The organism is Micromonospora sp. NPDC050695, from assembly GCF_040654415.1.
Taxonomy (GTDB): domain Bacteria; phylum Actinomycetota; class Actinomycetes; order Mycobacteriales; family Micromonosporaceae; genus Micromonospora.
Map to the genome: position 1 here is coordinate 34,265 of NZ_JBFAHZ010000004.1, position 20,241 is coordinate 54,505.

General features: G+C 73.8%; 22 protein-coding genes. 6 read left to right on the plus strand and 16 right to left on the minus strand.

Annotated elements, in window-relative coordinates; all coding sequences use genetic code 11:
• Positions 1-148: 148 nt before the first annotated feature.
• The gene (locus tag AB0H52_RS04110) at positions 149-2,032 is read right to left on the minus strand and encodes an ABC transporter ATP-binding protein (RefSeq protein WP_192580370.1); all 1,884 of its coding nucleotides are present in this window, start codon (positions 2,030-2,032) and stop codon (positions 149-151) included.
• Between the two features lie 172 nt (positions 2,033-2,204).
• Here AB0H52_RS04110 and AB0H52_RS04115 point away from each other — a divergent pair, with 172 nt between their 5' ends.
• The 3 genes from AB0H52_RS04115 (at position 2,205) to AB0H52_RS04125 (ending at position 5,877) form a co-directional block, all read left to right on the plus strand.
• Complete coding sequence (locus tag AB0H52_RS04115; RefSeq protein WP_151491255.1) at positions 2,205-2,834, plus strand: TIGR03085 family metal-binding protein; 630 nt, start codon at positions 2,205-2,207, stop codon at positions 2,832-2,834.
• A gap of 199 nt (positions 2,835-3,033) precedes the next feature.
• A complete protein-coding gene (locus tag AB0H52_RS04120) occupies positions 3,034-3,912 on the plus strand; it encodes a terpene synthase family protein (RefSeq protein WP_225854639.1) in 879 nt (292 codons plus the stop codon).
• A 138-nt stretch (positions 3,913-4,050) separates the two neighbouring features.
• Positions 4,051-5,877 carry a long-chain fatty acid--CoA ligase gene (locus tag AB0H52_RS04125; RefSeq protein ID WP_357945148.1) on the plus strand — a complete coding sequence of 609 codons (1,827 nt, stop codon included), beginning with the start codon at positions 4,051-4,053 and terminating at the stop codon, positions 5,875-5,877.
• A gap of 70 nt (positions 5,878-5,947) precedes the next feature.
• On the opposite strand, the gene AB0H52_RS04130 is transcribed toward AB0H52_RS04125, so the two are convergent.
• Complete coding sequence (locus tag AB0H52_RS04130; protein WP_151492049.1) at positions 5,948-7,405, minus strand: PLP-dependent aminotransferase family protein; 1,458 nt, start codon at positions 7,403-7,405, stop codon at positions 5,948-5,950.
• Positions 7,406-7,464: 59 nt separating this feature from the next.
• Here AB0H52_RS04130 and AB0H52_RS04135 point away from each other — a divergent pair, with 59 nt between their 5' ends.
• Together AB0H52_RS04135 and AB0H52_RS04140 are read left to right on the plus strand one after the other, a co-directional pair.
• On the plus strand, positions 7,465-8,127 hold the full coding sequence (locus AB0H52_RS04135) for a hypothetical protein (RefSeq protein ID WP_357945152.1): 663 nt from the start codon (positions 7,465-7,467) through the stop codon (positions 8,125-8,127).
• 101 nt (positions 8,128-8,228) lie between these two features.
• On the plus strand, positions 8,229-8,690 hold the full coding sequence (locus AB0H52_RS04140; RefSeq protein ID WP_151492047.1) for a hypothetical protein: 462 nt from the start codon (positions 8,229-8,231) through the stop codon (positions 8,688-8,690).
• 6 nt (positions 8,691-8,696) lie between these two features.
• Here AB0H52_RS04140 and hisF read toward each other — a convergent pair whose 3' ends face one another.
• The 12 genes from hisF to hisD form a co-directional block, all read right to left on the minus strand.
• On the minus strand, positions 8,697-9,464 hold the full coding sequence (hisF, locus tag AB0H52_RS04145) for an imidazole glycerol phosphate synthase subunit HisF (protein ID WP_151492046.1): 768 nt from the start codon (positions 9,462-9,464) through the stop codon (positions 8,697-8,699).
• Positions 9,465-9,537: 73 nt separating this feature from the next.
• Positions 9,538-10,536, minus strand: coding sequence for an NADP-dependent oxidoreductase (locus tag AB0H52_RS04150; protein ID WP_151492045.1), 999 nt, complete (start codon positions 10,534-10,536; stop codon positions 9,538-9,540).
• 46 nt (positions 10,537-10,582) lie between these two features.
• Complete coding sequence (locus AB0H52_RS04155) at positions 10,583-11,014, minus strand: organic hydroperoxide resistance protein (RefSeq protein WP_151492051.1); 432 nt, start codon at positions 11,012-11,014, stop codon at positions 10,583-10,585.
• Positions 11,015-11,019: 5 nt separating this feature from the next.
• A complete protein-coding gene (locus tag AB0H52_RS04160) occupies positions 11,020-11,466 on the minus strand; it encodes a MarR family transcriptional regulator (RefSeq protein ID WP_357945157.1) in 447 nt (148 codons plus the stop codon).
• Between the two features lie 81 nt (positions 11,467-11,547).
• Positions 11,548-11,937 carry a RidA family protein gene (locus AB0H52_RS04165; RefSeq protein ID WP_151492043.1) on the minus strand — a complete coding sequence of 130 codons (390 nt, stop codon included), beginning with the start codon at positions 11,935-11,937 and terminating at the stop codon, positions 11,548-11,550.
• Complete coding sequence (gene priA, locus AB0H52_RS04170; protein WP_151492042.1) at positions 11,934-12,659, minus strand: bifunctional 1-(5-phosphoribosyl)-5-((5-phosphoribosylamino)methylideneamino)imidazole-4-carboxamide isomerase/phosphoribosylanthranilate isomerase PriA; 726 nt, start codon at positions 12,657-12,659, stop codon at positions 11,934-11,936. The genes AB0H52_RS04165 and priA overlap by 4 nt, the downstream gene beginning before the upstream one ends.
• 14 nt (positions 12,660-12,673) lie before the next feature.
• Positions 12,674-12,997: a hypothetical protein gene (locus AB0H52_RS04175; RefSeq protein ID WP_151492041.1), complete on the minus strand. Its 324-nt coding sequence runs from the start codon at positions 12,995-12,997 to the stop codon at positions 12,674-12,676.
• Positions 12,998-13,036: 39 nt separating this feature from the next.
• Positions 13,037-13,672 carry an imidazole glycerol phosphate synthase subunit HisH gene (gene hisH / locus AB0H52_RS04180; RefSeq protein ID WP_151492040.1) on the minus strand — a complete coding sequence of 212 codons (636 nt, stop codon included), beginning with the start codon at positions 13,670-13,672 and terminating at the stop codon, positions 13,037-13,039.
• On the minus strand, positions 13,669-13,842 hold the full coding sequence (locus tag AB0H52_RS04185; protein WP_192580428.1) for a hypothetical protein: 174 nt from the start codon (positions 13,840-13,842) through the stop codon (positions 13,669-13,671). The genes hisH and AB0H52_RS04185 overlap by 4 nt, the downstream gene beginning before the upstream one ends.
• Before the next feature lie 58 nt (positions 13,843-13,900).
• Complete coding sequence (gene hisB, locus AB0H52_RS04190) at positions 13,901-14,512, minus strand: imidazoleglycerol-phosphate dehydratase HisB (RefSeq protein ID WP_151492039.1); 612 nt, start codon at positions 14,510-14,512, stop codon at positions 13,901-13,903.
• Positions 14,509-15,582: a histidinol-phosphate transaminase gene (locus AB0H52_RS04195; protein WP_151492038.1), complete on the minus strand. Its 1,074-nt coding sequence runs from the start codon at positions 15,580-15,582 to the stop codon at positions 14,509-14,511. The genes hisB and AB0H52_RS04195 overlap by 4 nt, the downstream gene beginning before the upstream one ends.
• Positions 15,579-16,901: a histidinol dehydrogenase gene (hisD, locus tag AB0H52_RS04200; protein WP_151492037.1), complete on the minus strand. Its 1,323-nt coding sequence runs from the start codon at positions 16,899-16,901 to the stop codon at positions 15,579-15,581. The genes AB0H52_RS04195 and hisD overlap by 4 nt, the downstream gene beginning before the upstream one ends.
• Positions 16,902-17,007: 106 nt before the next feature.
• Here hisD and AB0H52_RS04205 point away from each other — a divergent pair, with 106 nt between their 5' ends.
• Positions 17,008-17,712, plus strand: coding sequence for an LON peptidase substrate-binding domain-containing protein (locus AB0H52_RS04205; RefSeq protein WP_151492036.1), 705 nt, complete (start codon positions 17,008-17,010; stop codon positions 17,710-17,712).
• Here the strand turns inward: AB0H52_RS04205 and AB0H52_RS04210 are convergent.
• Positions 17,627-18,487 (minus strand): DUF2567 domain-containing protein, encoded by an 861-nt coding sequence (locus AB0H52_RS04210; RefSeq protein ID WP_151492035.1) that lies wholly within the window; start codon positions 18,485-18,487, stop codon positions 17,627-17,629. The genes AB0H52_RS04205 and AB0H52_RS04210 overlap by 86 nt on opposite strands.
• A 56-nt stretch (positions 18,488-18,543) precedes the next feature.
• A complete protein-coding gene (locus AB0H52_RS04215; protein WP_357945165.1) occupies positions 18,544-20,223 on the minus strand; it encodes an AAA family ATPase in 1,680 nt (559 codons plus the stop codon).
• Positions 20,224-20,241 lie beyond the last annotated feature (18 nt).

The following is a 20,241-nucleotide window of genomic DNA, read 5'->3' on the forward strand; positions in this document are numbered from 1 at the left end:
CCGGGCTCCGCTTCGCTGCACTCCTCGCGCTCACCGGTCTTGCCTCTCGTTCGCGACTGCGGGGCTCCGCTTCGCTGCACTCCTCGCGCTCACCGGTCTTGCCTCTCGTTCGCGACTGCGGGGCTCCGCTTCGCTGCACTCCTCGCGCTCACCGGTCCACCTCGATCTCCAGGCCCGACGGGAGCGGCGCCACCTCGTCGTCGTACGCGCGTTCCTGCGCTCGGTCCACCTCGGCCTGCTCGTAGGCGGTGACCAGGTCGGCGTAGCCGGGCACGGTGGCCAGCAGGTCGGAGTGCGTACCCCGGGCGAGCACCCGCCCCTGCTCCACGTAGATCACCTCGTCGGCGAGGGCGATCGTGGCCCGCCGGTACGCGACGACCAGGATCGACGCGGCCGGCACCCCCGGCGCGCCCGCCGAGGAGCGCAGCCCGGCGAGGATGGCCGCCTCCACCCGGGGGTCGACGGCGCTGGTCGCGTCGTCGAGCACCAGCAGTCGCGGTCGACCGGCCAGCGCGCGGGCCAGGGTGAGCCGCTGCCGTTGCCCGCCGGAGAGTGAGGTGCCCCGCTCACCGACCATGGTGTCCAGCCCGTCGGGCAGTGCCGCGACGAACCCGTCCGCCTCGGCCAGCCGCAGGGCCGCCCAGACGTCCTCGTCGTCGATGCCCGGCCGGTCCAGGGCGATGTTGGCGCGGACCGTGTCGTCGAAGACGAACGGCACCTGCGCGACCAGGGCCACCGTGCCGGTCAGCGACGCGGCGGTCAGCTCCCGCACGTCCACCCCGTCCAGCTCGACGGTGCCGGAGTCGGGGTCGACGAGGCGTACCGCCAGGGACGTGATGGTCGACTTACCGGCGCCGGTCGGCCCGACCAGGGCCACCGTCCGCCCGGCCGGCACGGTGAAGCCGACCTCTCCGAGCACCTGCGCGCCGGGTTGGTGCGCCTCGGCCGCCGGATACGAGAAGTGCACGTCGGTGAAGGTGAGGGTGGCCGGGCCGGAGGTGGCCGGGTCGAGCACGCGCTGCCCGTACGGCATCTCGCCGGTGGCGTCGAGCACCCGGCGCACCCGGTCCCAGCCGGCGACGCTGCGCGGCAGCTCGGCCAGGACCCAGCCGATGGCCCGCACCGGGAAGGCCAGCACGGTGAAGAGGAAGGCCACGCTGACCAGCTCGGTGACGCTGATCGCGCCCTGGCGCAGCCGGAACGCCCCGACCACCAGCACGGCGAGGGTGCCGAGACTCGGCAGCGTCTCCAGCATGGGGTCGAAGACACCCCGCAGCCGACCGACGGCGATCAGCGAGTCGCGCAGCTCACCGGCGCGGCCGGCGAACCGGGCCGTCTCCTGCGCCTCCCGGCCCATCGTCTTGACCACCAGGGCGCCGTCGAAGCTCTCGTGCGCGATGCCGCTGACCTCGGCGCGCAGCCGCTGCGCCCGGGCCTGGCGGGGCGCCATCCGGCGGGAGTAGACCACGTTGAGCGCGAACAGCGCCGGGAAGACCGCGAGGCCGACCAGGGCGAGGGCCCAGTCGGTGGCGAACAGCGAGACGATCGCGCCGATCAGCATCACCAGCGTGCCGACGGCGAACGGCAGCGGCGCGATCGGATACCAGGCCGCCTCCACGTCGGAGTTGGCGTTGGACAGCAGCGTGCCGGTGGAGTTGCGGTGGTGCCAGGCCACCGGCAGGTCCAGGTAGCGGCGGGTGACCCGGCGGCGGTAGGCGGCCTGCAGGCGGTACTGCATGTAGCCGGCGCCGAGCCGGCGACCGAAGATGCCCGCCACGCGCAGCACGCTGATCCCGAACAGCGCGGTAGCGGCCAGCGCCAGGGTGCCGGTGCCCACCTGGCCGCGGGCGATGGACGGCACCACCACCTCACCGACGACCCCGCCGACCACGTACGCGCTGACGATGACCATCGCGCCGAACAGCACACTCCCGAGCACCGCGACCGCGAAGATCCGTGGCTGCTCCCGGATGGCCTGCCCGAGCACCCGCAGCCCCCGGCCCAGCACGTCCCGACTTGTCGTACTCGCCACGCTCTCCCCCGCCGTAAGCCACAATTATCTCCCTCATCCTTACCGCTGCGGGCCAGCACCGCCGACCCGGACCGGATATGTCGACCGTCACGTACCGGACGGCGGCGCGGTGGCCGCGGTGACCCGCGCCCGCCGTCGCGCGGCGGCGGCCGGCCGGGCCTACGATCGGGCCATGTCGCGGTACGCCCGAGCCGAGCGCCAGGCGCTGGCCGATCTCCTCCTGGCCCTCGGGCCCGACGCGCCGACGATCAACGAGGGCTGGGCCACCCGTGACCTCGCCGCGCACCTCGTCCTGCGGGAGCGCCGGCCGGACGCGGCCGGCGGGATCGTGCTGCCACCACTGCGCGGGTACGCGGAACGGGTGCGCCGTCGCCTCGCCGCCCAGCCGTACCCCGAGCTGGTGGCGCAGGTGCGCCGGCCACCGGCGTGGAGCCCGGTGAGCAATCCGCTGACCGACGAGCTGGCCAACACGATGGAGTTCTTCATCCACCACGAGGACGTGCGGCGGGCCAGCCCCGGGTGGCAGCCCCGCGACCTGGCCACCGGACTGCAGGCCGCCCTGTGGAAGCGCGTCGCGCCGATGGCCCGGCTCGTGCTGCGCCGCTTTCCGGCGGACCTCTACGTGCAGGCGCCCGGGCACGGGGAGGTCTCCGTCGGCCGGGGCGGCGACCGGCTGCGGGTGGTCGGCGCGCCGGCCGAGCTGGCCCTGTTCCTGTCCGGCCGGCAGCGGGTGGCCCGGGTGCAGCTGGACGGGTCGGCGGCGTCCGCGCGGCAGCTGCGTGTCGCCAACCTGGGCATGTAGCGTTCTGTGCTTAAACGGTCACAGATAACCATTTAAATAATTCCCCACTCAACGACGCGGACCTATTCCTGGTCCCGTACGCTTCACCGCGCCGTCCTGCGCCGGGCGGCACGAGTGGGGGGCCGCTGTGCGGAGTTTCGCGATTTTGGCGCTGCGGGAACCCCCGTTTCCCGCGAAGCGCCATGAGGCAACAGACCAGGTGGCGAGCGAGAGCGTCGACTGGGTGCACGCGTTAGGACTGATCGATTCCAGACATCGCCTTCATCGACTTCGGCGGGCGGATCCCGCCGGCCTCGCCGGACGAGCCTGCCCGGACGGGCCGGCGGACGGGCTGCGCCTGCTGACCGACCTGATCTCCTGGCTCTTCGTCATGGACGACGCCTGCGACGAGGACGGCCTGGGGGCCGATCCGGCACGGCTGGCGCCGGTCATCGGGCTACTGCTGGACGTCCTGGACCGGGGCGGCGACCCGGCCGGGCAGCTTCCGCCCGGGTCGGGTCCGCTCGGCGTCGCGTTGGACGACCTGTGCCGCCGGATCCGCGCGCAGGGCCGACCATCCCTGCTGCTGCGGTTCGTCAGCCAGGTCCGGGAGTACCTGCTGGCGCTGCTCTGGGAGTCGGCCAACCGGGAACGCCGGCGGGTGCCCGAGGTCGCGGAGTACGTGCAGATGCGCCGGCACACCGGCGGCGTACACCCGAGCCTCACCCTGACCGACCTGGCGTCGGCGGATCCGCTCGGGCCCGCCGGGTGCGCCGACCCGGCGCTGGCCACCCTGGACCTGCTGGCGGTGGACCTGGTCTGCTGGTGCAACGACGTCTTCTCCTACGGCAAGGAGAGCCGGGCCGCCCCGGATGTGCACAACCTGGTGACCGTGATCGCCCAGGAGACCGGCGCGGGCGAGGCGGACGCGTTACAGGCGGCGGCGGACCGGTTCAACCAGGGGCTGGCGGCGTATCAGCTGGCGGAGGAGGCGCTGCGGGCGAGCGGTGGCGACGACATCCAGGCGGCGCTGACCTCCCGGCGGGACTGGGTCCGCGCCACCTACGACTGGTCGGTCGCGGCCGCCCGGTACGCGTGATCCGGCCACACCCGGTCGGCGCGACGGGACGCCGAACGATCACCGGGGCTAGCCGATCCCCGGTGGCAGGCAATACTCTTCGGTAACCACTATGACGTGACCCCCGTCACGCCACCACCCCCGAAGGCGGCTACAGCGATGGCTCTCGATGTACCGTACCGCTCCATCCCGGACATGTTCCTCAAGCGCGTGGCGGCCACCCCCGACCGGCACGCGTTCGCGTCTCCGAACTCCGACGACTCGGGCCCCAGCTGGCTCACCTGGGCGCAGGTCGGCCTGCGCGCCAAGGCGGTCGCCGCCGGCCTGCACGGCCTGGGCATCGGCCTGGAGGACCCGGTCGCGATCCTCGCCAACACCCGGTTGGAGTGGGTGATCGCCGACCTGGGCATCATGTGCGCGAGCGGCGCCACCACCACCGTCTACCCGACCACCGAGCCGGCGGACGCGACGTTCATCATCGCCGACTCCGGGTCGAAGGTGCTGTTCGCGGAGAACCCGGCCCAGGCGGCCAAGATCGCCGGCGCGACCCTGCCCGCGCTCACCCACGTGGTGCTCCTCGACGGCACCGTCGACCCGACCGCCGCGGTTGCCCAGTTGACGCTCGCCGAGCTGGAGGAGCGCGGCGCCCAGGCGTTGGCCGCCGAGCCGGAGCTGATCGACATGCTCGTGGCCGGCATCGGCCCGGACCACCTGGCCACCCTGATCTACACGTCCGGCACCACCGGCCAGCCCAAGGGCGTCGAGCTGCTGCACGGCGGCTGGTGCTGGGAGGCGGTGGCGCAGGCGGAGGTCGGGCTGCTACGCGACGACGACCTGCAGTACCTGTGGCTGCCGCTGGCCCACTCGTTCGGCAAGACCCTGCTCTGCGGCGCCATCCACGTCGGCCTGCCCACTTACGTCGACGGTCGGGTCGACAAGCTGGTCGAGCTCCTCTCGGTCATCCGTCCGACGTTGATGTGCGGCGCACCCCGCGTGTTCGAGAAGGTCTACAACAAGGCCGTGACCACCGCGCAGGGCGCCGGCGGCTCGAAGGCGAAGATCTTCAGCTGGGCGGTTGGCGTCGGCAAGGAGAAGGTCACCCTGGAGCAGGCCGGCAAGCCGGTTCCGGCCGGGCTGAAGCTGCGCTACGGGCTGGCCGAGAAGCTGGTGTTCAGCAAGCTCCAGGCCCGCCTGGGCGGCCGGATGCGGGTGCTGGTGTCCGGCGCCGCACCGCTCAGCCCGGAGATCGCCACCTTCTTCGCCGCCGCGAACCTGCCCATCTCCGAGGGCTACGGCCTGACCGAGACCAGCGCCGGCAACTTCGTCAACCCGCCGGCCGGGCTGCGGATCGGCACCGTGGGCCGCGCGATGGGCGACCTGGAGTGCAGGATCGACACCGACGGGGAGATCCTGGTGCGGGGTCGGCCGGTGATGCGCGGCTACCACAACCTGCCGGAGGAAACCGCCGCCGCCTTCACCGAGGACGGCTTCTTCCGTACCGGTGACATCGGCACGCTCGACGAGCAGGGCTACCTTCGGATCACCGACCGCAAGAAGGACCTGGTCAAGACCTCGGGCGGCAAGTACATCGCGCCGTCGCACATCGAGGGGATGTTCAAGGCCATCTGCCCGTACACGTCACAGGCGATCGTCGTCGGTCAGGCCCGCAACTTCTGCACCATGCTCGTCACGCTCGACCCGGACGCGATCCGGGGCTGGGTCGCCGGTGGCCCCCTCGAAGGGCGCGACTACACCGAGATCGTCGCCTCGCCCGAGGCCCAGACGATGGTCGAGGAGTACGTCGCCCAGCTCAACGCCAAGCTGAACCGCTGGGAGACGATCAAGAAGGTGACCATCCTGCCGCGCGATCTGACCATCGAGCACGGCGAGATCACCCCCTCCCTCAAGATCAAGCGACGCGGTGTGGAGAGCAACTTCGCCGCCGAGATCGACAAGATGTACACCGGCACCCTCGCCGAGCTCTGAGTCGAGTCGTCGGTGGCCCGTACCCGCCCGGTGCGGGCCACCGGCGTCCGCGCCGACGATCCGACCCGGCTCAGGCGATGACGGCCGGCTCCCGCCACCGCTGCCGGCCGGTCCGGTCCAGGTCGTAGCGGACCCCGGCGATCCGCTCGACCGCATCCACCAGTTCGGCCGCGGGCAGGGTGAACGGCAGCCGCAGGAACCGCTCCAGGGTGCCGTCGAGACCGAACCGGGGGCCGGGCGCCAGCCGGACGCCGACCTCCTCGGCGGCCCGGGCCAGCGCACTGGAGACCGGGCCGTCCAGCTCGGCCCAGAGCGTCACGCCGCCCCTCGGCGCGGTGACCCGCCAGTCCGGCAGGCGGTGCGCCAGCGCGTCGAGCAGGGCGTCGCGCTGCGCGGCGAGCTGGATCCGCCGGTCGGAGACGATGGCCGGCGCGTCGGCGAGCAGGCGTACCGCGACGAGCTGGTCCAGCACCGGGCTGGCCATGTCCACACCGACGCGCACGGCGGCCAGCCGCTGCACCTGCGGCGCGGACGCGCGGACCCAGCCGATCCGCAGGCCACCCCAGTACGGCTTGCTCATCCCGCCGATGCTGACCACCCGCGAGTGCCGGTCGAAGGTGGCCATCGGCGGTGGCAGCTCGGTGCCGTCCAGCGGCAGGTCCACGAAGGACTCGTCGACGACGAGGTCGGTGCCGGCGGCGTGGGCAGCGGCCACCACCCGCTCGCGCAGCGGGGCCGGCATCAGATGCCCGGTCGGGTTCTGGAACTCCGGGATCAGGTAGGCCAGCCTGGGTCGGGTCTGCCGGAGGCTGCCCAGCAGCAGGTCGGCGTCCCACCCTCCGGCGTCGGCGGCCAGACCGTGGGTGGTGATCCGGGCCCGACGGCCGGCCAGCGCGGCGAGCGCGTTGGGGTAGGTCGGCGACTCGACCAGCACGCCGCCGCCGGGGGCCAGGGCGAGGCGCAGCACCAGGTCCAGGGCGTGTTGGGTGCCGCTGGTGACCATGATCTGGTCGGCCGAGGTCGGCAACCCCCGGGCCGTGTACCCGTCGGCAATTGCCTCGCGCAGCTCGATGATGCCGGTCGGGTGGTAGCCGGCCCCGCCCACGTACCGCGGCAGGTCGTCGGCGGCGGCCCGGGCGGCCGCCAGCAGCTGCGGTGGCGCGGCCAGCGCGGCGACCCCGAGGTCGATCATCTCCCGGTCGTCCAGCGGGGTCCACAGGCCGGTGCTGGCCACCCGGTGGTTGCCGGGCAGCATGGTCCAGCTGCCGGCACCCCGGCGGCTGGCCAGGTGCCCGGTCTCGCGCAGCTGCCGGTACGCGGCGGTGACCGTGGTCCGGCTGATCCGCAGCGCCTCGGCCAGCTCCCGTTCGGCCGGCAGGCGGACGCCCAGCGGCAACCGTCCATCGGCGAGCAGCCCGCGCACCGCACCGGCGAGGGCGGCGTAGTCGGGGCTGCGCCGCCGGCCCGGCAGGGCGTGCCACTGCCCGAGCAGCCGGGCCAATTGGACGCCACGCACCTGACCGTTCATAGCCACTCCTCGGATATTGGCTTCTTCCTCCGGGAGGATTGGCACCTAGGGTGGCATGCATGGCACTGCTTGGCAATCTGCGGCACCGGCCAGCGCGACGACTGAGCCAGCTGTACGCCGGGCTGGTCCTCTACGGGATCAGCATGGCCCTCATGGTCCGCTCCGGCCTGGGCCTCGACCCGTGGGACGTCTTCCACCAGGGCCTGTCCGAACGGACCGGGCTCTCCTTCGGCACCGTCACCATCGCGGTCGGCGCGCTCGTCCTGCTGCTCTGGATCCCGCTGCGGCAACGGCCCGGGCTCGGCACGGTCAGCAACGTGGTGGTCATCGGCCTGGTCGTGGACGCCACGCTGGCCCTGCTGCCGGACGGCGGCCCGCTCGGCGTCCGGATCGCGCTGCTGATCGTCGGGATCGTCGCCAACGGTGCCGCCACCGGCCTCTACCTCGGCGCCCAGCTGGGCCCCGGCCCCCGCGACGGCCTGATGACCGGCTTCGTCGCCCGCCGGCCCGGCTGGTCGATCCGGCTGGTGCGCACGGTCATCGAGGTCACCGTGCTGGCGCTGGGCTGGCTGCTCGGCGGCACGGTCGGCGTGGGCACCGTCGCGTACGCGCTGGCCATCGGCCCGCTGGCACACCTGTTCATCCCGGTGTTCGCCGTGCCCGCGGCGGACACCGGCACCGCCACGCCGGACGCCGCGCCGGACGTCGCACCGGCCGGCTGAGCGCTCACCGACGGTCCCCGGACCGGCACGTCGCGGTGCTGCCGCGTGCCGGATGGTGGGTGGGTGTTCCCTTCCGCGACGCGCGCCGTCATCATCTCTGCATGGGGGAGAACGGTTGGCGCTGGACGGACGCCTGGATCTTCGTGTCGCTGGTCATCGCGAGCGGCGCCGGGCGGCACCGTCGGTCGGCGACCAGCCGCAGGCCGGAGGGCGTCCGCCTCACCGACGTGCTCTCCACCGCCGACCACCTCAACCACGCGATCCCGCAGCGGCACGAGGTGGAGGCCGCGGTCCAGCGTCTGGTCGGCGCCGGCCTGGTCAGCGTCGCCGACGGCTGGTTCCGGATCACCGGCGAGGGCGAGCAGCTCTGGCGCAGCCGCCCCCGCGCCGGCGTGGCGACGATGGTGGACACCGTGCAGGGCGTCCTGAGCCGCCGGCACGCGCCGGGCAGCGCCGACTGGATCCTCGACGAGGCCGACCACGCGGCGGCCGTCCAGGAGTACGTGGTCCGTTCGATCCCGACGCCCCGGCGCTCGCCGGAGGGGCAGTCCGGCGGGCACTGAGCCGGCTCAGCGCACCGGGTGACCGCCCCGGCGCAGCGCGTCCTTGACCTCGGCCACGGTCAGCTCGCCGAAGTGGAAGACGCTGGCGGCGAGCACCGCGTCCGCGCCGGCGCCGATCGCCGGCGGGAAGTGGGCCACCTCGCCCGCGCCGCCGCTGGCCACCACCGGCACGTCCACCACCGCCCGCACCGCGGCGATCAGCTCCAGGTCGAAGCCCGCCTTGGTGCCGTCGGCGTCCATCGAGTTGAGCAGGATCTCCCCCGCGCCCAGCTCGGCACCTCGCTGCGCCCACCGCACCGCGTCGATGCCCGTGCCGCGCCGGCCGCCGTGGGTGGTCACCTCGAAACCGCTCGGGGTGCTGTCGGTCGTGGCCCGGCGCACGTCGAGGGACAGCACCAGCACCTGCCGTCCGAACCGGTCGGCGATCTCGGCGATCAGCTCGGGCCGGGCGATGGCGGCGGTGTTCACGCCGACCTTGTCCGCGCCGGCGCGCAGCAGAGTGTCCACGTCGGCGACCTGCCGGACCCCACCGCCGACGGTCAGCGGGATGAACACCGACTCGGCGGTGCGGCGCACCACGTCGAGCATGGTGCCCCGGTCGCTGGACGAGGCGGTGACGTCGAGGAAGGTCAGCTCGTCCGCGCCCGCCCGGTCGTACGCCGCGGCCAGCTCCACCGGGTCACCGGCGTCGCGCAGGTCGAGGAAGTTGACCCCCTTGACCACCCGCCCGGCGTCCACGTCCAGACAGGGGATCACCCGCACCGCCACCGTCATGCCGCGAGCCTATCCTCCGTACGCGCCACGGCGGTCGACCCGATCGGGTCGACCGCCGTGAACGAGGTCCGGCTCACACCCGGACGAGCATCTTGCCCAGGTTCTCGCCGCGCAGCAGGCCGAGGAACGCCGCCGGGGCGTTCTCGATGCCGTCGACGATCGTCTCGTCGTAGGACAGCGTGCCGTCGCGCAGCCAGCCCGCGACGTCGCGCACGAACGTCGCCCGCACGTCGTTGTGGTCGTTGACCAGGAAGCCGCGCAGGGTGAGCCGCTTGCCGATGACCAACGCCAGGTTGCGCGGGGCGGCCGGCGGCTCGGTGGCGTTGTACTGCGCGATCATGCCGCAGATGGCGGCCCGACCGTGCAGGTTCATGGCCGAGATCGCCGCCTCCAGGTGGTCACCGCCGACGTTGTCGAAGTACACGTCGACGCCGTCCGGCGCGGCCGCCCGCAGCGAGTCGCGGACCGGCCCGTCGTGGTAGTCGAAGGCGGCGTCGAAGCCCAGCGCCCGCAGCCGCTCGACCTTGGCCGCCGAGCCGGCGCTGCCGATCACCCGGCCGGCGCCCTTGAGCTTGGCGATCTGACCGACCAGGCTGCCCACCGCGCCGGCCGCGGCGGAGACGAAGACCGTCTCGCCGGGCTTCATCGCGGCCACCTCCAGCAGCCCGGCGTACGCGGTCAGGCCGGGCATGCCCAGCACGCCGAGGTACGCGTTGACCGGGGCCAGGCTCGGGTCGACCGGACGGGCGGCGGTGGCGTCGAGCAGCGCGTACTCCCGCCAGCCCAGCCCGTGCAGGACGGTGGTCCCGACGGCGGTGTCCGCCGCCTCGCTGGCGACCACCTCGCCGATCGCGGCGCCGTCCAGCGGCGCGTCGAGCGCGAACGGCGCCACGTACGACTTGACGTCGTTCATCCGCCCCCGCATGTACGGGTCGACGGACATGTACTGGTTGCGGACCACGATCTGGCCCGGGCCGGGCGTCGGCACGTCGGTCTCGACGAGCCGGAACGTGTCCTTGGTGGGCCAGCCCTGGGGGCGGCTGGCCAGGTGGATCTCGCGGTTGCTGGTCACGGGGTGGTCGTCCTCTCGTCCGCGGTGGTGGCCTGGGTCCGCGACGTCACGCGGCCAGAGTCTCGCGGACGGTCAGCGCGACGTCGACGTTGCCGCGGGTGGCGTTGGAGTACGGGCAGACCTGGTGGGCCTGCTCGACGATCTGCTCGGCGGCCTCGCGGGGCACGGCGGGCAGGTCGACGACGAGCTGCACGGTGAGCCCGAACCCGCCGCTGCCGTTCGGGCCGATGCCCACCTCGGCGGCGACCACGGAGCCGGTCACGTCGGCCTTCGCGCGGCGGCCGACCAGCCGCAGCGCGCTGTGGAAGCAGGCCGCGTAGCCGGCGGCGAAGAGCTGCTCGGGGTTGGCGGCGCCGCCGGTGCCACCCATCTCCTTCGGCACGGCCAGGTCGAGCGTGACCGTGCCGTCGGAGGTCTCGACGTGGCCGTCACGGCCGTCGCCGGTGGCGGTCGCGGACGCGGTGTAGAGCACCTGCATGATGGTCACTGCTCCTTCTGTCGGTGGATGGTGTCGGTGACCCGGGTGAGGGTGTCGCGCAGCGCGACCAGCTCGGCGATGCCCAGCCCGGTCGCCCGGGCGATCTGCAGCGGGACCTCGTCCACCTGCTGCCGCAGCTCCCTACCCTGCTCGGTGAGGCCCACCTCGACCCGCCGCTCGTCGCGCGCCGACCGCTGCCGCACCACCAGGCCCGCCCCCTCCAGCCGCTTGAGCAGCGGGGAGAGCGTGCCGGAGTCCAGTCGCAGCTCGGTGCCGAGCTCGGAGACCGTGGGGGCGTCGTCGGGGCGCTCCCAGAGCACCAGCAGCACCAGGTACTGCGGGTAGGTCAGCCCGAACTCGTCGAGGATCGGCCGGTAGACGTCGGTCAGGGCGCGCGACGCGGCGTAGAGCGCGAAGCACACCTGCCGGCGCAGCACCAGATCATCGGTCACCACCAAACCGTAGCCCACGATTAAGTTGTGCACAACCGATCTGCCGACGGTCCGGCCATGACGACGGTCACCGCAGCGACCTCAGCCGTCGCCGAGGTACGCCTCCAACTCCACCTCGACCAGATGCTCCGGATCCAGCAGACCGGCGACCACCACCAACGTCGCCGCCGGCCGGACCGCGCCGAAGACCCCGTTGTGCGCCCGACCCACCTCGTCGGCGTGCAGCCGGTCCGTCACGTACATCCGGGTCCGGACCACGTCCCCCGGCCCGGCACCCACCTCGGCGAGCGCCGCCAACCCGATCCGCAGCGCCTGCGCGGTCTGCGCGGCGGGATCACCCACGTGCACCACACGACCGTCCACCGTGGCCGTGCAGCCCGCCGTCCAGGCCCGATCGCCGGCCCGCACGACCCGGGAGTAGCCGTACTGCTGCTCCCACGGGCCACCCGAACCCAGCCGGGTGACCGTCATGCCTCGGCCAGCGTCCGCAGCGCCTCAGCCACCGTGAAGGCGCCCGCGTACAGCGCCTTGCCGGCGATCACACCCTCCACACCGAGCGGCTCCAGGGTGCCCAGCGCCCGCAGGTCGTCCAACGTCGACACGCCACCGGAGGCGATCACCGGCCGGTCGGTGCGGGCGCACACCTCCCGCAGCAACTCCAGGTTCGGCCCGCGCATCGTGCCGTCCTTGGTGATGTCCGTGACCACGTACCGGGTAGCGCCCGCCTTGTCCAGCCGCTCCAACACCTCGTACAGGTCACCGCCGTCGCGGGTCCACCCACGCGCCGACAGGGTACGACCGCGCACGTCCAACCCGATGGCCACCCGGTCGCCGTACTCCCCCACCACCCGGTCACACCACGCCGGGTCCTCCAGCGCGGCGGTGCCGATGTTCACCCGGGCCGCCCCGGTGCCCAACGCGGCACGCAACGACTCGTCGTCGCGGATACCGCCGGACAACTCCACCTTCACGTCCAACTGACGCACCACCTCGGCCAGCAGGTGCGCGTTGGTGCCCCGGCCGAACGCCGCGTCCAGGTCGACCAGGTGGATCCACTCCGCGCCGTCCTGCTGCCAGGCCAGCGCGGCGTCCAGCGGATCGCCGTAGATGCTCTCGCTACCGACGGCGCCCTGCACGAGCCGGACGGCCCGGCCGTCGGCGACATCCACGGCGGGTAACAGGGTGAGGCTCAACGTATTCTCCTCGATCAGGTACGACGGTCCAGGGCGATCACGACGATCGCCGGCAGTACGAGCAGCAACAGCACGATCAGCGCGACACGCAACGCCAGATCGTCGACGAACGTCCAGATCAGGATCAGCGCCGCCCCGGTGAGCAGCACGATAGCCGCCCGCTCGCCCCGCGTGTGCCGGGCCAGCCGGCCCGACCGGCCCCGACGCAGCCGCGGCGTCAACCCGCGAACCACCGCCCGGCGGCGCTGCCGGCGAGCCACCCGACGCTGCCGCACCGCACGCTCGCGCGCCTGCTCCGCCTCACGCTCCGCCCGACGGCGGGCCCGTTCCCGACTCACCGCGCACCCCGCCCGCCGGCCAGCGGGCGTCGACGACGCTCACTCACCGGTGGGCAACGTGGCGAGCCAGTTACGCAGCAGCGCGGCACCGGTGTCGGCGGACTTCTCCGGATGGAACTGGGCCGCCGACAACGCGCCACGCTCCACCGCCGCCACGAAATCCGTGTCATGGTGGGCCGTGGTCACCGTGGCACCGGCCGCCGTCAACGCCGTCGGGTCACCCATCGCGTACGAGTGCACGAAGTAGAACCGGCTCTGCGCTCCCAAGCCGGCGAAGAGCACCGACTCCCGGGGCGCCCGCACGGTGTTCCACCCCATGTGCGGCAACCGGGTCGCGGCCAACCGGGTCACCCCGCCCGGCAGCAGACCCAGCCCCTTGGTCACCACACCGTGCTCGTCACCGTGCTCGAAGAGCACCTGCATGCCCACGCAGATGCCCAGCACCGGCCGGCCGGCGGCCACCCGCTCGGCGATCACCGGACCCGCGCCGAGCGCCTCGATCCCCGCCATGCACGCCGCATACGCGCCAACCCCCGGCACCACCAGACCGTCGGCGGCGGCCGCGGCGGCCAGGTCGTCGGTCACCCTCACGTCCGCCCCGGCGGCGGCCAACGCCCGCTCCGCCGAGCGCAGGTTGCCCGACCCGTAGTCGAGCACCACCACGTCGGCGCTCACGAGCCCGACCCCGGGATCAACCGCAGCACCCCCGCAACCGTGGCGAGCACCGCCAGCAGCCCGGTGATCACCACCGCGCCCCTCGGCGCGCCCTGCCGGTGCAGCGACCAGGTGCCGCCCACCAGCACCCCGGCCAGGATCAACAACAACGTCGGCAACGCGGCCCCCATCAGAGCCACCTTCCATTCGCGACTGCGGGGCTCCGCTCCGCTGCACTCCTCGCGCTCATCAGAGAGCGCCCTTCGTGCTGGGGATCGCCCCGGCGGCACGCGGGTCGATCGCGGTAGCCTCGCGCAACGCCCGGGAAACCGCCTTGAACTGCGCCTCCACCACGTGGTGCGCGTCCGGGTGACCACCCGGGCGGGCCGCCCGCAGCACGTCCACGTGCAGGGTGATCCGGGCCGCCTGACCGAACGACTCCCAGATGTGCCGGGTCATGCTGGTCGGATACACCGGCCCGATGTACGGCGCCAACGCCGGCTCGTCATGCACCACGTACGGCCGACCGGACAGGTCCACCGCGGCCCGGACCAGCACCTCGTCCATCGGCACGGTCGCCGACCCGTACCGCCGGATGCCGGCCTTGTCGCCCAGCGCCTGGTCGAACGCGGCGCCCAGGGCCAGGGCGGTGTCCTCCATGGTGTGGTGCGCGTCGATCTCCAGGTCGCCCACGGTGCGCACGGTCAGGTCGTAGCCGCCGTGCCGGGCGATCTGGTGCAGCATGTGGTCGTAGAAGCCCACGCCGGTGCTGATCTCGGCGGCGCCGGTGCCGTCGAGGTCGATCTCGACGAGGACCTTGGTCTCCTTGGTGATCCGCTCCACCCGGGCGGTCCGGCTCATCGCAGGTTCTCCATCGCAGAAAGGAAGGCGTCGGTCTCGGCGGGCGTGCCGGCGGTCACGCGCAGCCAGCCGGGCAGGCCGACGTCACGCACCAGCACCCCGTGGGCCAGCAGGGCGCGCCAGGCGGTGGCCTGGTCGCCGCCCACCTCGAAGAGCACGAAGTTGGCGTCGCTGTCGGCCACCCGCAGCCCGCGCCCGCGCAGCGTCGCCACGATCCGGTCCCGCTGCGCCATGATCGCGCTCACCGTACCCAGCAGGGCGTCGCGGTGGGCGAGCGCCGCGCGCGCGGCGGCCTGGGTCAGCGCGGACAGGTGGTACGGCAGACGGACCAGCTGCACCGCCTGCACCACCGCCGGGTCGGCGGCCAGGTAACCCAGCCGTCCACCGGCGAAGCCGAACGCCTTGCTCATCGTCCGGGTCACCACGAGCCGCGGGTGGCCGGGCAGCACCGCGAGGGCGCTGACCGTGCCAGGCCGGGCGAACTCGGCGTACGCCTCGTCGACGACCACCATGCCGGGCGCCGCGTCCAGCACGGCGGCGACCACCGCCGGGTCCAGTGCCGTGCCGGTGGGGTTGTTCGGCGAGCAGAGGACGACCACGTCCGGCCGGTGCTCGCGGACCTCGGCGACCGCCTCGTCGGCGGTCAGCCCGAAGTCGACGCCGCGCCGCGCCGGCACCCACCGGGTGCCGGTGCCGAGCGCCAGCAGCGGGTGCATCGAGTACGCCGGGACGAAGCCCAGCGCGCTGCGCCCCGGACCACCGAACGCCTGGAGGAGCTGCTGCTGGACCTCGTTGGAGCCGTTGGCCGCCCACACCTGCTCGACGGTGAGCCCGTGGCCCAGGTAACCGGCCAGGTCGGCGCGCAGCGCCACCGCGTCCCGGTCCGGGTAGCGGTTCAGGTCACGCAGCTCGGCGGCGAGCGCCTTGCCGATCGCCTCGACCACCGGCTCCGGCACCGCGTACGAGTTCTCGTTGGTGTTCAGCCGCACCGCGACGTCCAGTTGCGGCGCCCCGTACGGCGACAGCCCCCGCAGGTCGTCGCGGATCGGCAGATCGTCGAGGCCCGTCACGCCGACGCTCCCGGGAAGCGGGCCTGGACCGCCTGGCCGTGCGCGGGCAGGTCCTCCACGGTCGCCAGGGTGACCACGTGCGGCGCCACGTCACGCAGCGCGGCCTCGGTGTACTCGATCAGGTGCACACCGCGCAGGAACGACTGCACGGACAGCCCGGACGAGTGCCGGGCGCACCCGCCGGTGGGCAGCACGTGGTTGGAGCCGGCGCAGTAGTCGCCGAGCGACACCGGCGACCAGGCGCCCACGAAGATCGCCCCGGCGTTGCGCACCCGCAGCGCCCACTCCCGGGCGTCGACCGTCTGGATCTCCAGGTGCTCGGCCGCGTACGCGTCGACCACCCGCAGCCCCGCCTCCAGGTCGTCGACGAGGACCACGCCGCTCTGCTCACCGGTCAGCGCGGTGGTCACCCGCTCGGCGTGCTTGGTCGCCGGCACCTGCCGGGCCAGCTCCTCCTCGACCGCCTCGACGAGCGGCACCGACGGGGTGACCAGCACGCTCGCGGCGAGCGGGTCGTGCTCGGCCTGGCTGATCAGGTCGGCGGCGACGTGCGCCGGGTCGGCGGTGTCGTCGGCCAGGATGGCGATCTCGGTCGGGCCGGCCTCCGCGTCGATGCCGACCACGCCGCGCAGCAGCCGCTTGGCGGCGGTCACCCAGATGTTGCCCGGGCCGGTGATCAGGTCGACCGGATCGCAGCGCAGCTCGCCGGCCGGGTCCACCGCCGCGCCGTACGCCAGCATCGCCACCGCCTGGGCGCCGCCGACGGCGTACACCTCGTCGACGCCGAGCAGCGCGCACGCGGCGAGCACCCGGGGGTCGGGCAGGCCACCGTTGTCCTTCTGCGGCGGGCTGACCACCACCAGCGACCGCACGCCCGCCGCCTGGGCCGGCACCACGTTCATCACGACGGTTGACGGGTACATGGCGAGCCCGCCGGGGACGTAGAGGCCGACCCGGTCGACCGGCAGCCACCGCTCGGTGACCGTGCCACCGGGCACCACCTGGGTGGTGTGGTCGGTGCGGCGCTGGTCGGCGTGCACCTTCCGGGCCCGGCGGATCGACTCCAGCAGCGCGGCGCGCACCGCCGGGTCGAGCACCCCCTCGGCCTCGGTGATCGCCTGCACCGGCACCCGCAGCACGTCCGGCGAGATGCCGTCGAACCGTTCGCTCGCCTCCCGGATCGCCGGGTACCCATGCTCCCGGACCGCCTCCACCAGCGGGCGGATCCGCTCGACGGCAACCGACACGTCGAGCTGGGCACGGGGCAGCAGGCGGCGCGGGTCTCCGAGACCGTTGCGCAGGTCGATCCGATTCAGCACCCTTGCGAGTCTAGGCGGCCCGGCCGCAGCCCACCCGAGCCGCCCGCCCGGCGGGACGGTGAGCCGGGCCACGCCCCGGCGGGCGCGATTCGTTAGGCTCGACCATGTGACCGCACGGCTGCCGGTGTTTCCGCTCGCAACGGTGCTCTTTCCCGGGTTGGTGCTGCCACTGCACATCTTCGAGGAGCGCTACCGGGCGTTGGTCCGGCATCTGGTCGACCTGCCCGAGGGCGCGCCGCGCGAGTTCGGGGTGGTGGCCATCCAGGCCGGCTGGGAGGTCGCGCCCGCCGGTCCCGGCGCACGCCCCACGTCCGGCGTCGGCGACGTCACGCTGCACGAGGTGGGCTGCACGGCCGAGCTGCGCCAGGTGACCGAGCTGGCCGACGGTGGCTTCGACATCGTCACGGTCGGCCGGCGCCGGTTCCGCATCGACGAGGTCGACGAGAGCGCGGCTCCCTACCTGACCGCCCAGGTCGAGTGGCTGCCCGAGCCGGCCGGGCCGGACGAGGTGGCCGACCTCCTCGCCGCCCGGGTCATCGCGGTGTTCCGGCAGTACCTGGGCCTGGTCCGCTCCGACCCGGAGGAGATCTCCGAGCAGCTTCCGGAGGACCCGACGGTGCTGTCACACCTGGTGGCGGCCACCGCGGCGCTGACCGTCGACGACCGGCAGCTGCTGCTGGCGATCGACGACACCGCGGCCCGGCTCCGCGCCGAGCTGCGGCTGCTCAACCGCGAGGCGGCTCTGCTGCGCCAGGTGCGGGCGGTTCCGGTGCCGCTGTCGGAGCTGGCGTCCCCGCCGACGCCCAACTGAGCGCCGCCGGGTCGGGCTCGGGCCGCAGCGACGGCCACCGCGACCAGCCGGCCAGCAGGGTGTACGTGATCGCGGCGCCGAACGCCGGCAGCAGCAGGTTGCCGTGCGGCACCGGCAGCACGCCGAGCAGCCAGTCGACGCCACCGGCGCGCAGGTCGGCGGGTTTGGTGAACGCCTGACCGGCCGGTGCGGTGTCCAGCAGCCGGTCGAAGGTGGCCAGGCCGACCCGCCGGCCCACCTGCCACGCCACCGGCGCGGCGGCCAACGCGCCCAGCACCGCGGCGAGCAGCCCGACCGGGCCACGTCGGCGACGCAGCACGAACCACAGGACGAGGGCCGCGAGCACCCCGAAGGCGAGCCCGAGCAGGCTGAACCAGCCGTCCGCGGCGATCGGCTGCTCCGGCTGCGGCTCGGCGTAGATCGCCCCCTCGGCGGTCTTGAGCACCGGGGTGTCCGGCGCGAGCACAGCCCAGAGCAGCCCCAACGGCGCGCCCAGCACGGCGAACGCGAGCGCGAAGCCCAGCACCGTCACCACCGTACGCAGCGGGCGACGTGGCTCGTCGAAGGTCAGCTCCAGCGAACTCTGGTACGCCGTCGAGGCGGGCACGTGGCCCGGGTCGAATCCGCCCGGGGGTGTCGCGGCCGACGGCTCGTTCGCCGGCGGTGTCGCGCCCGGCGGCTCGTTCGCCGGCGGTGTCGCGGCCGACGCTCGCGGCGGCGCGGGTCGGTCGGGATCGTCGACGTGCCGCTCAGGGTCGGGGTTGTCCGGGCTCACCCGATGATCCTCTCAGGCCCGGTGGCGGGCCGGGGCGCCGGTGGCGGCAGACCAGCTCACCGGGCGAACGGCTCCACCATCATCGCCGCCGCACGCAGCCACGCCTGCCGGGTCTCCGGCTGGAGCTGGTGGTACTCGATCGACGATCCGGTCTCCAGCGCCGGGTCGTACGGCACCACGGCCACCCCTCGGGTGCGGGTGGCGAAGTGCCGCTCCAGGTCGTCCTGGAGGGCAGAGCGCCCCGGCGTGGGGCAGGAGATGAGGGTGATCGCGTTGTCGGCCAGCTCGCTCATGCCCTCCTCGTGCAGCAGGTCGAGCATCCAGTCGGCGCTGAACGCCGCGTCCTCCCGGGGCACGGTGGTCACCACCAGCTGGTCGGCGGCCTGCATCACGGTGCGCCAGTTGGGGCTCTCCACGTTGTTGCCAGTGTCCACGCAGACCACGTCGTGGGTGCGGCGCAGCAGCTCCAGCACCCGCTTGACGGTGAACTGGTCCAGTCGCTGGGCGAAGCGCGGGCTCTCCTCACCGGCCAGCACGTCGTACGAGCCGTCGGAGGCGTGCCGCAGGAAGTCGTCCAGCCGGTCCAGCAGGGTCGCGCCCTCCAGGATCTCGATCTGGGCCAGCTCGCCGATCAGGTGGCGGATGGTCCGGGCGTGCCGGGCGCTGCCCGCGCGCAGCCCGAGGGTGCCGCGCAGCTCGTTGTCGTCCCAGGCCAGCACACCTCGGCCGCGCACGCTGCCGACGGTGGCCGCCGCGAGGACGGTGGCGGTGGTCTTGTGCACCCCACCCTTGGGGTTGGCGAACGCGAACACCCGGGGCGTGCCCAGATCCCGGCGGAGCACCCCGGTGGCCCGCTCCACCTCCTGGTCGACGCCCTGCGGACGCCATTCGACGCGGGCCGGGTAGCCGCGCTCGGCGATCGCCGAGCTGACCGGCGGGGCGGGCGGCGCGACGACCGGTGGCGCGGGTGGCGCAACGACCGGCGGGGCGGGTGGCGCGACGACCGGCGGCGGGGCGGCCGGCGTCGGGGGCGCCGCCACCGGGTAGCCCGTCTCCGGCTGGTAGCCGGTCTCCAGCAGGGCGTACCGCGACTCCACCGGAGGCCCGCCCTGGCGGTAGCCGTTGTCCAGCAGCGCGTAGCGCGACTCGACCGAATCGGGGCGTTGCGGCGGCGGCTCGGGCTCGGCCCGGTACGTCGGCTCCGCCCGGTAGTCCGGCTCGGGCCGGTACGCGGGCTCGGCCCGGTAGGCGGGTTCCGCCCGGTACGCCGGCTCGGACCGGTACGCCGGCTCGGACCGGTAGTCCGGCTCGCCCCGGTAGTCCGGCTCGGCCCGGTAGTCCGGCTCGGCCCGGTACGCGGGCTCGGCCCGGTAGTCCGGCTCCGCGCGGTACGCGGGCGCCGCCCGGTAGTCCGGCTCCGCGCGGTAGGTCGGCTCGGCCCGGTACGCGGGATCGACCCGGTAGGTCGCCTCGGCCCGGTAGGCGGGCTCCGCGCCGTACGACAGCTCGGCCGGATGCCCGATGGCCGGCGCGCGCCCGGCGTACCCGTTGGGGGCCGCACGTCGCGGCAGCGGATCCGGTGCTGGCTCCTCGGCCCGCCGGTCGGGCTCCGCCTGTTCCGCGCCATGGCCGCCCCGCCGGGCGCGGTCCAACAACGCCCGCCACCGCGGCGCTGGTTCGGCCGGCCGGCCCCAGCCGGTCTCACTGCCCTCCACGGCCCGCCCTCCCAGCACCATCGATCTCCGTCTGACAGG

Coding starts and splice junctions, on each gene's coding strand:
- AB0H52_RS04165 (WP_151492043.1), bottom strand. CDS start 11,937: ATGACGGTCACCCGGCTGGGTTCGGGTGGCCCGTGGGAGCAGCAGTAC.
- AB0H52_RS04155 (WP_151492051.1), bottom strand. CDS start 11,014: ATGCAGGTGCTCTACACCGCGTCCGCGACCGCCACCGGCGACGGCCGT.
- AB0H52_RS04215 (WP_357945165.1), bottom strand. CDS start 20,223: ATGGTGCTGGGAGGGCGGGCCGTGGAGGGCAGTGAGACCGGCTGGGGC.
- AB0H52_RS04115 (WP_151491255.1), top strand. CDS start 2,205: ATGTCGCGGTACGCCCGAGCCGAGCGCCAGGCGCTGGCCGATCTCCTC.
- AB0H52_RS04125 (WP_357945148.1), top strand. CDS start 4,051: ATGGCTCTCGATGTACCGTACCGCTCCATCCCGGACATGTTCCTCAAG.
- AB0H52_RS04135 (WP_357945152.1), top strand. CDS start 7,465: ATGGCACTGCTTGGCAATCTGCGGCACCGGCCAGCGCGACGACTGAGC.
- hisB (WP_151492039.1), bottom strand. CDS start 14,512: ATGAGCCGGACCGCCCGGGTGGAGCGGATCACCAAGGAGACCAAGGTC.
- AB0H52_RS04130 (WP_151492049.1), bottom strand. CDS start 7,405: ATGAACGGTCAGGTGCGTGGCGTCCAATTGGCCCGGCTGCTCGGGCAG.
- AB0H52_RS04140 (WP_151492047.1), top strand. CDS start 8,229: ATGGGGGAGAACGGTTGGCGCTGGACGGACGCCTGGATCTTCGTGTCG.
- AB0H52_RS04185 (WP_192580428.1), bottom strand. CDS start 13,842: ATGGGGGCCGCGTTGCCGACGTTGTTGTTGATCCTGGCCGGGGTGCTG.
- hisF (WP_151492046.1), bottom strand. CDS start 9,464: ATGACGGTGGCGGTGCGGGTGATCCCCTGTCTGGACGTGGACGCCGGG.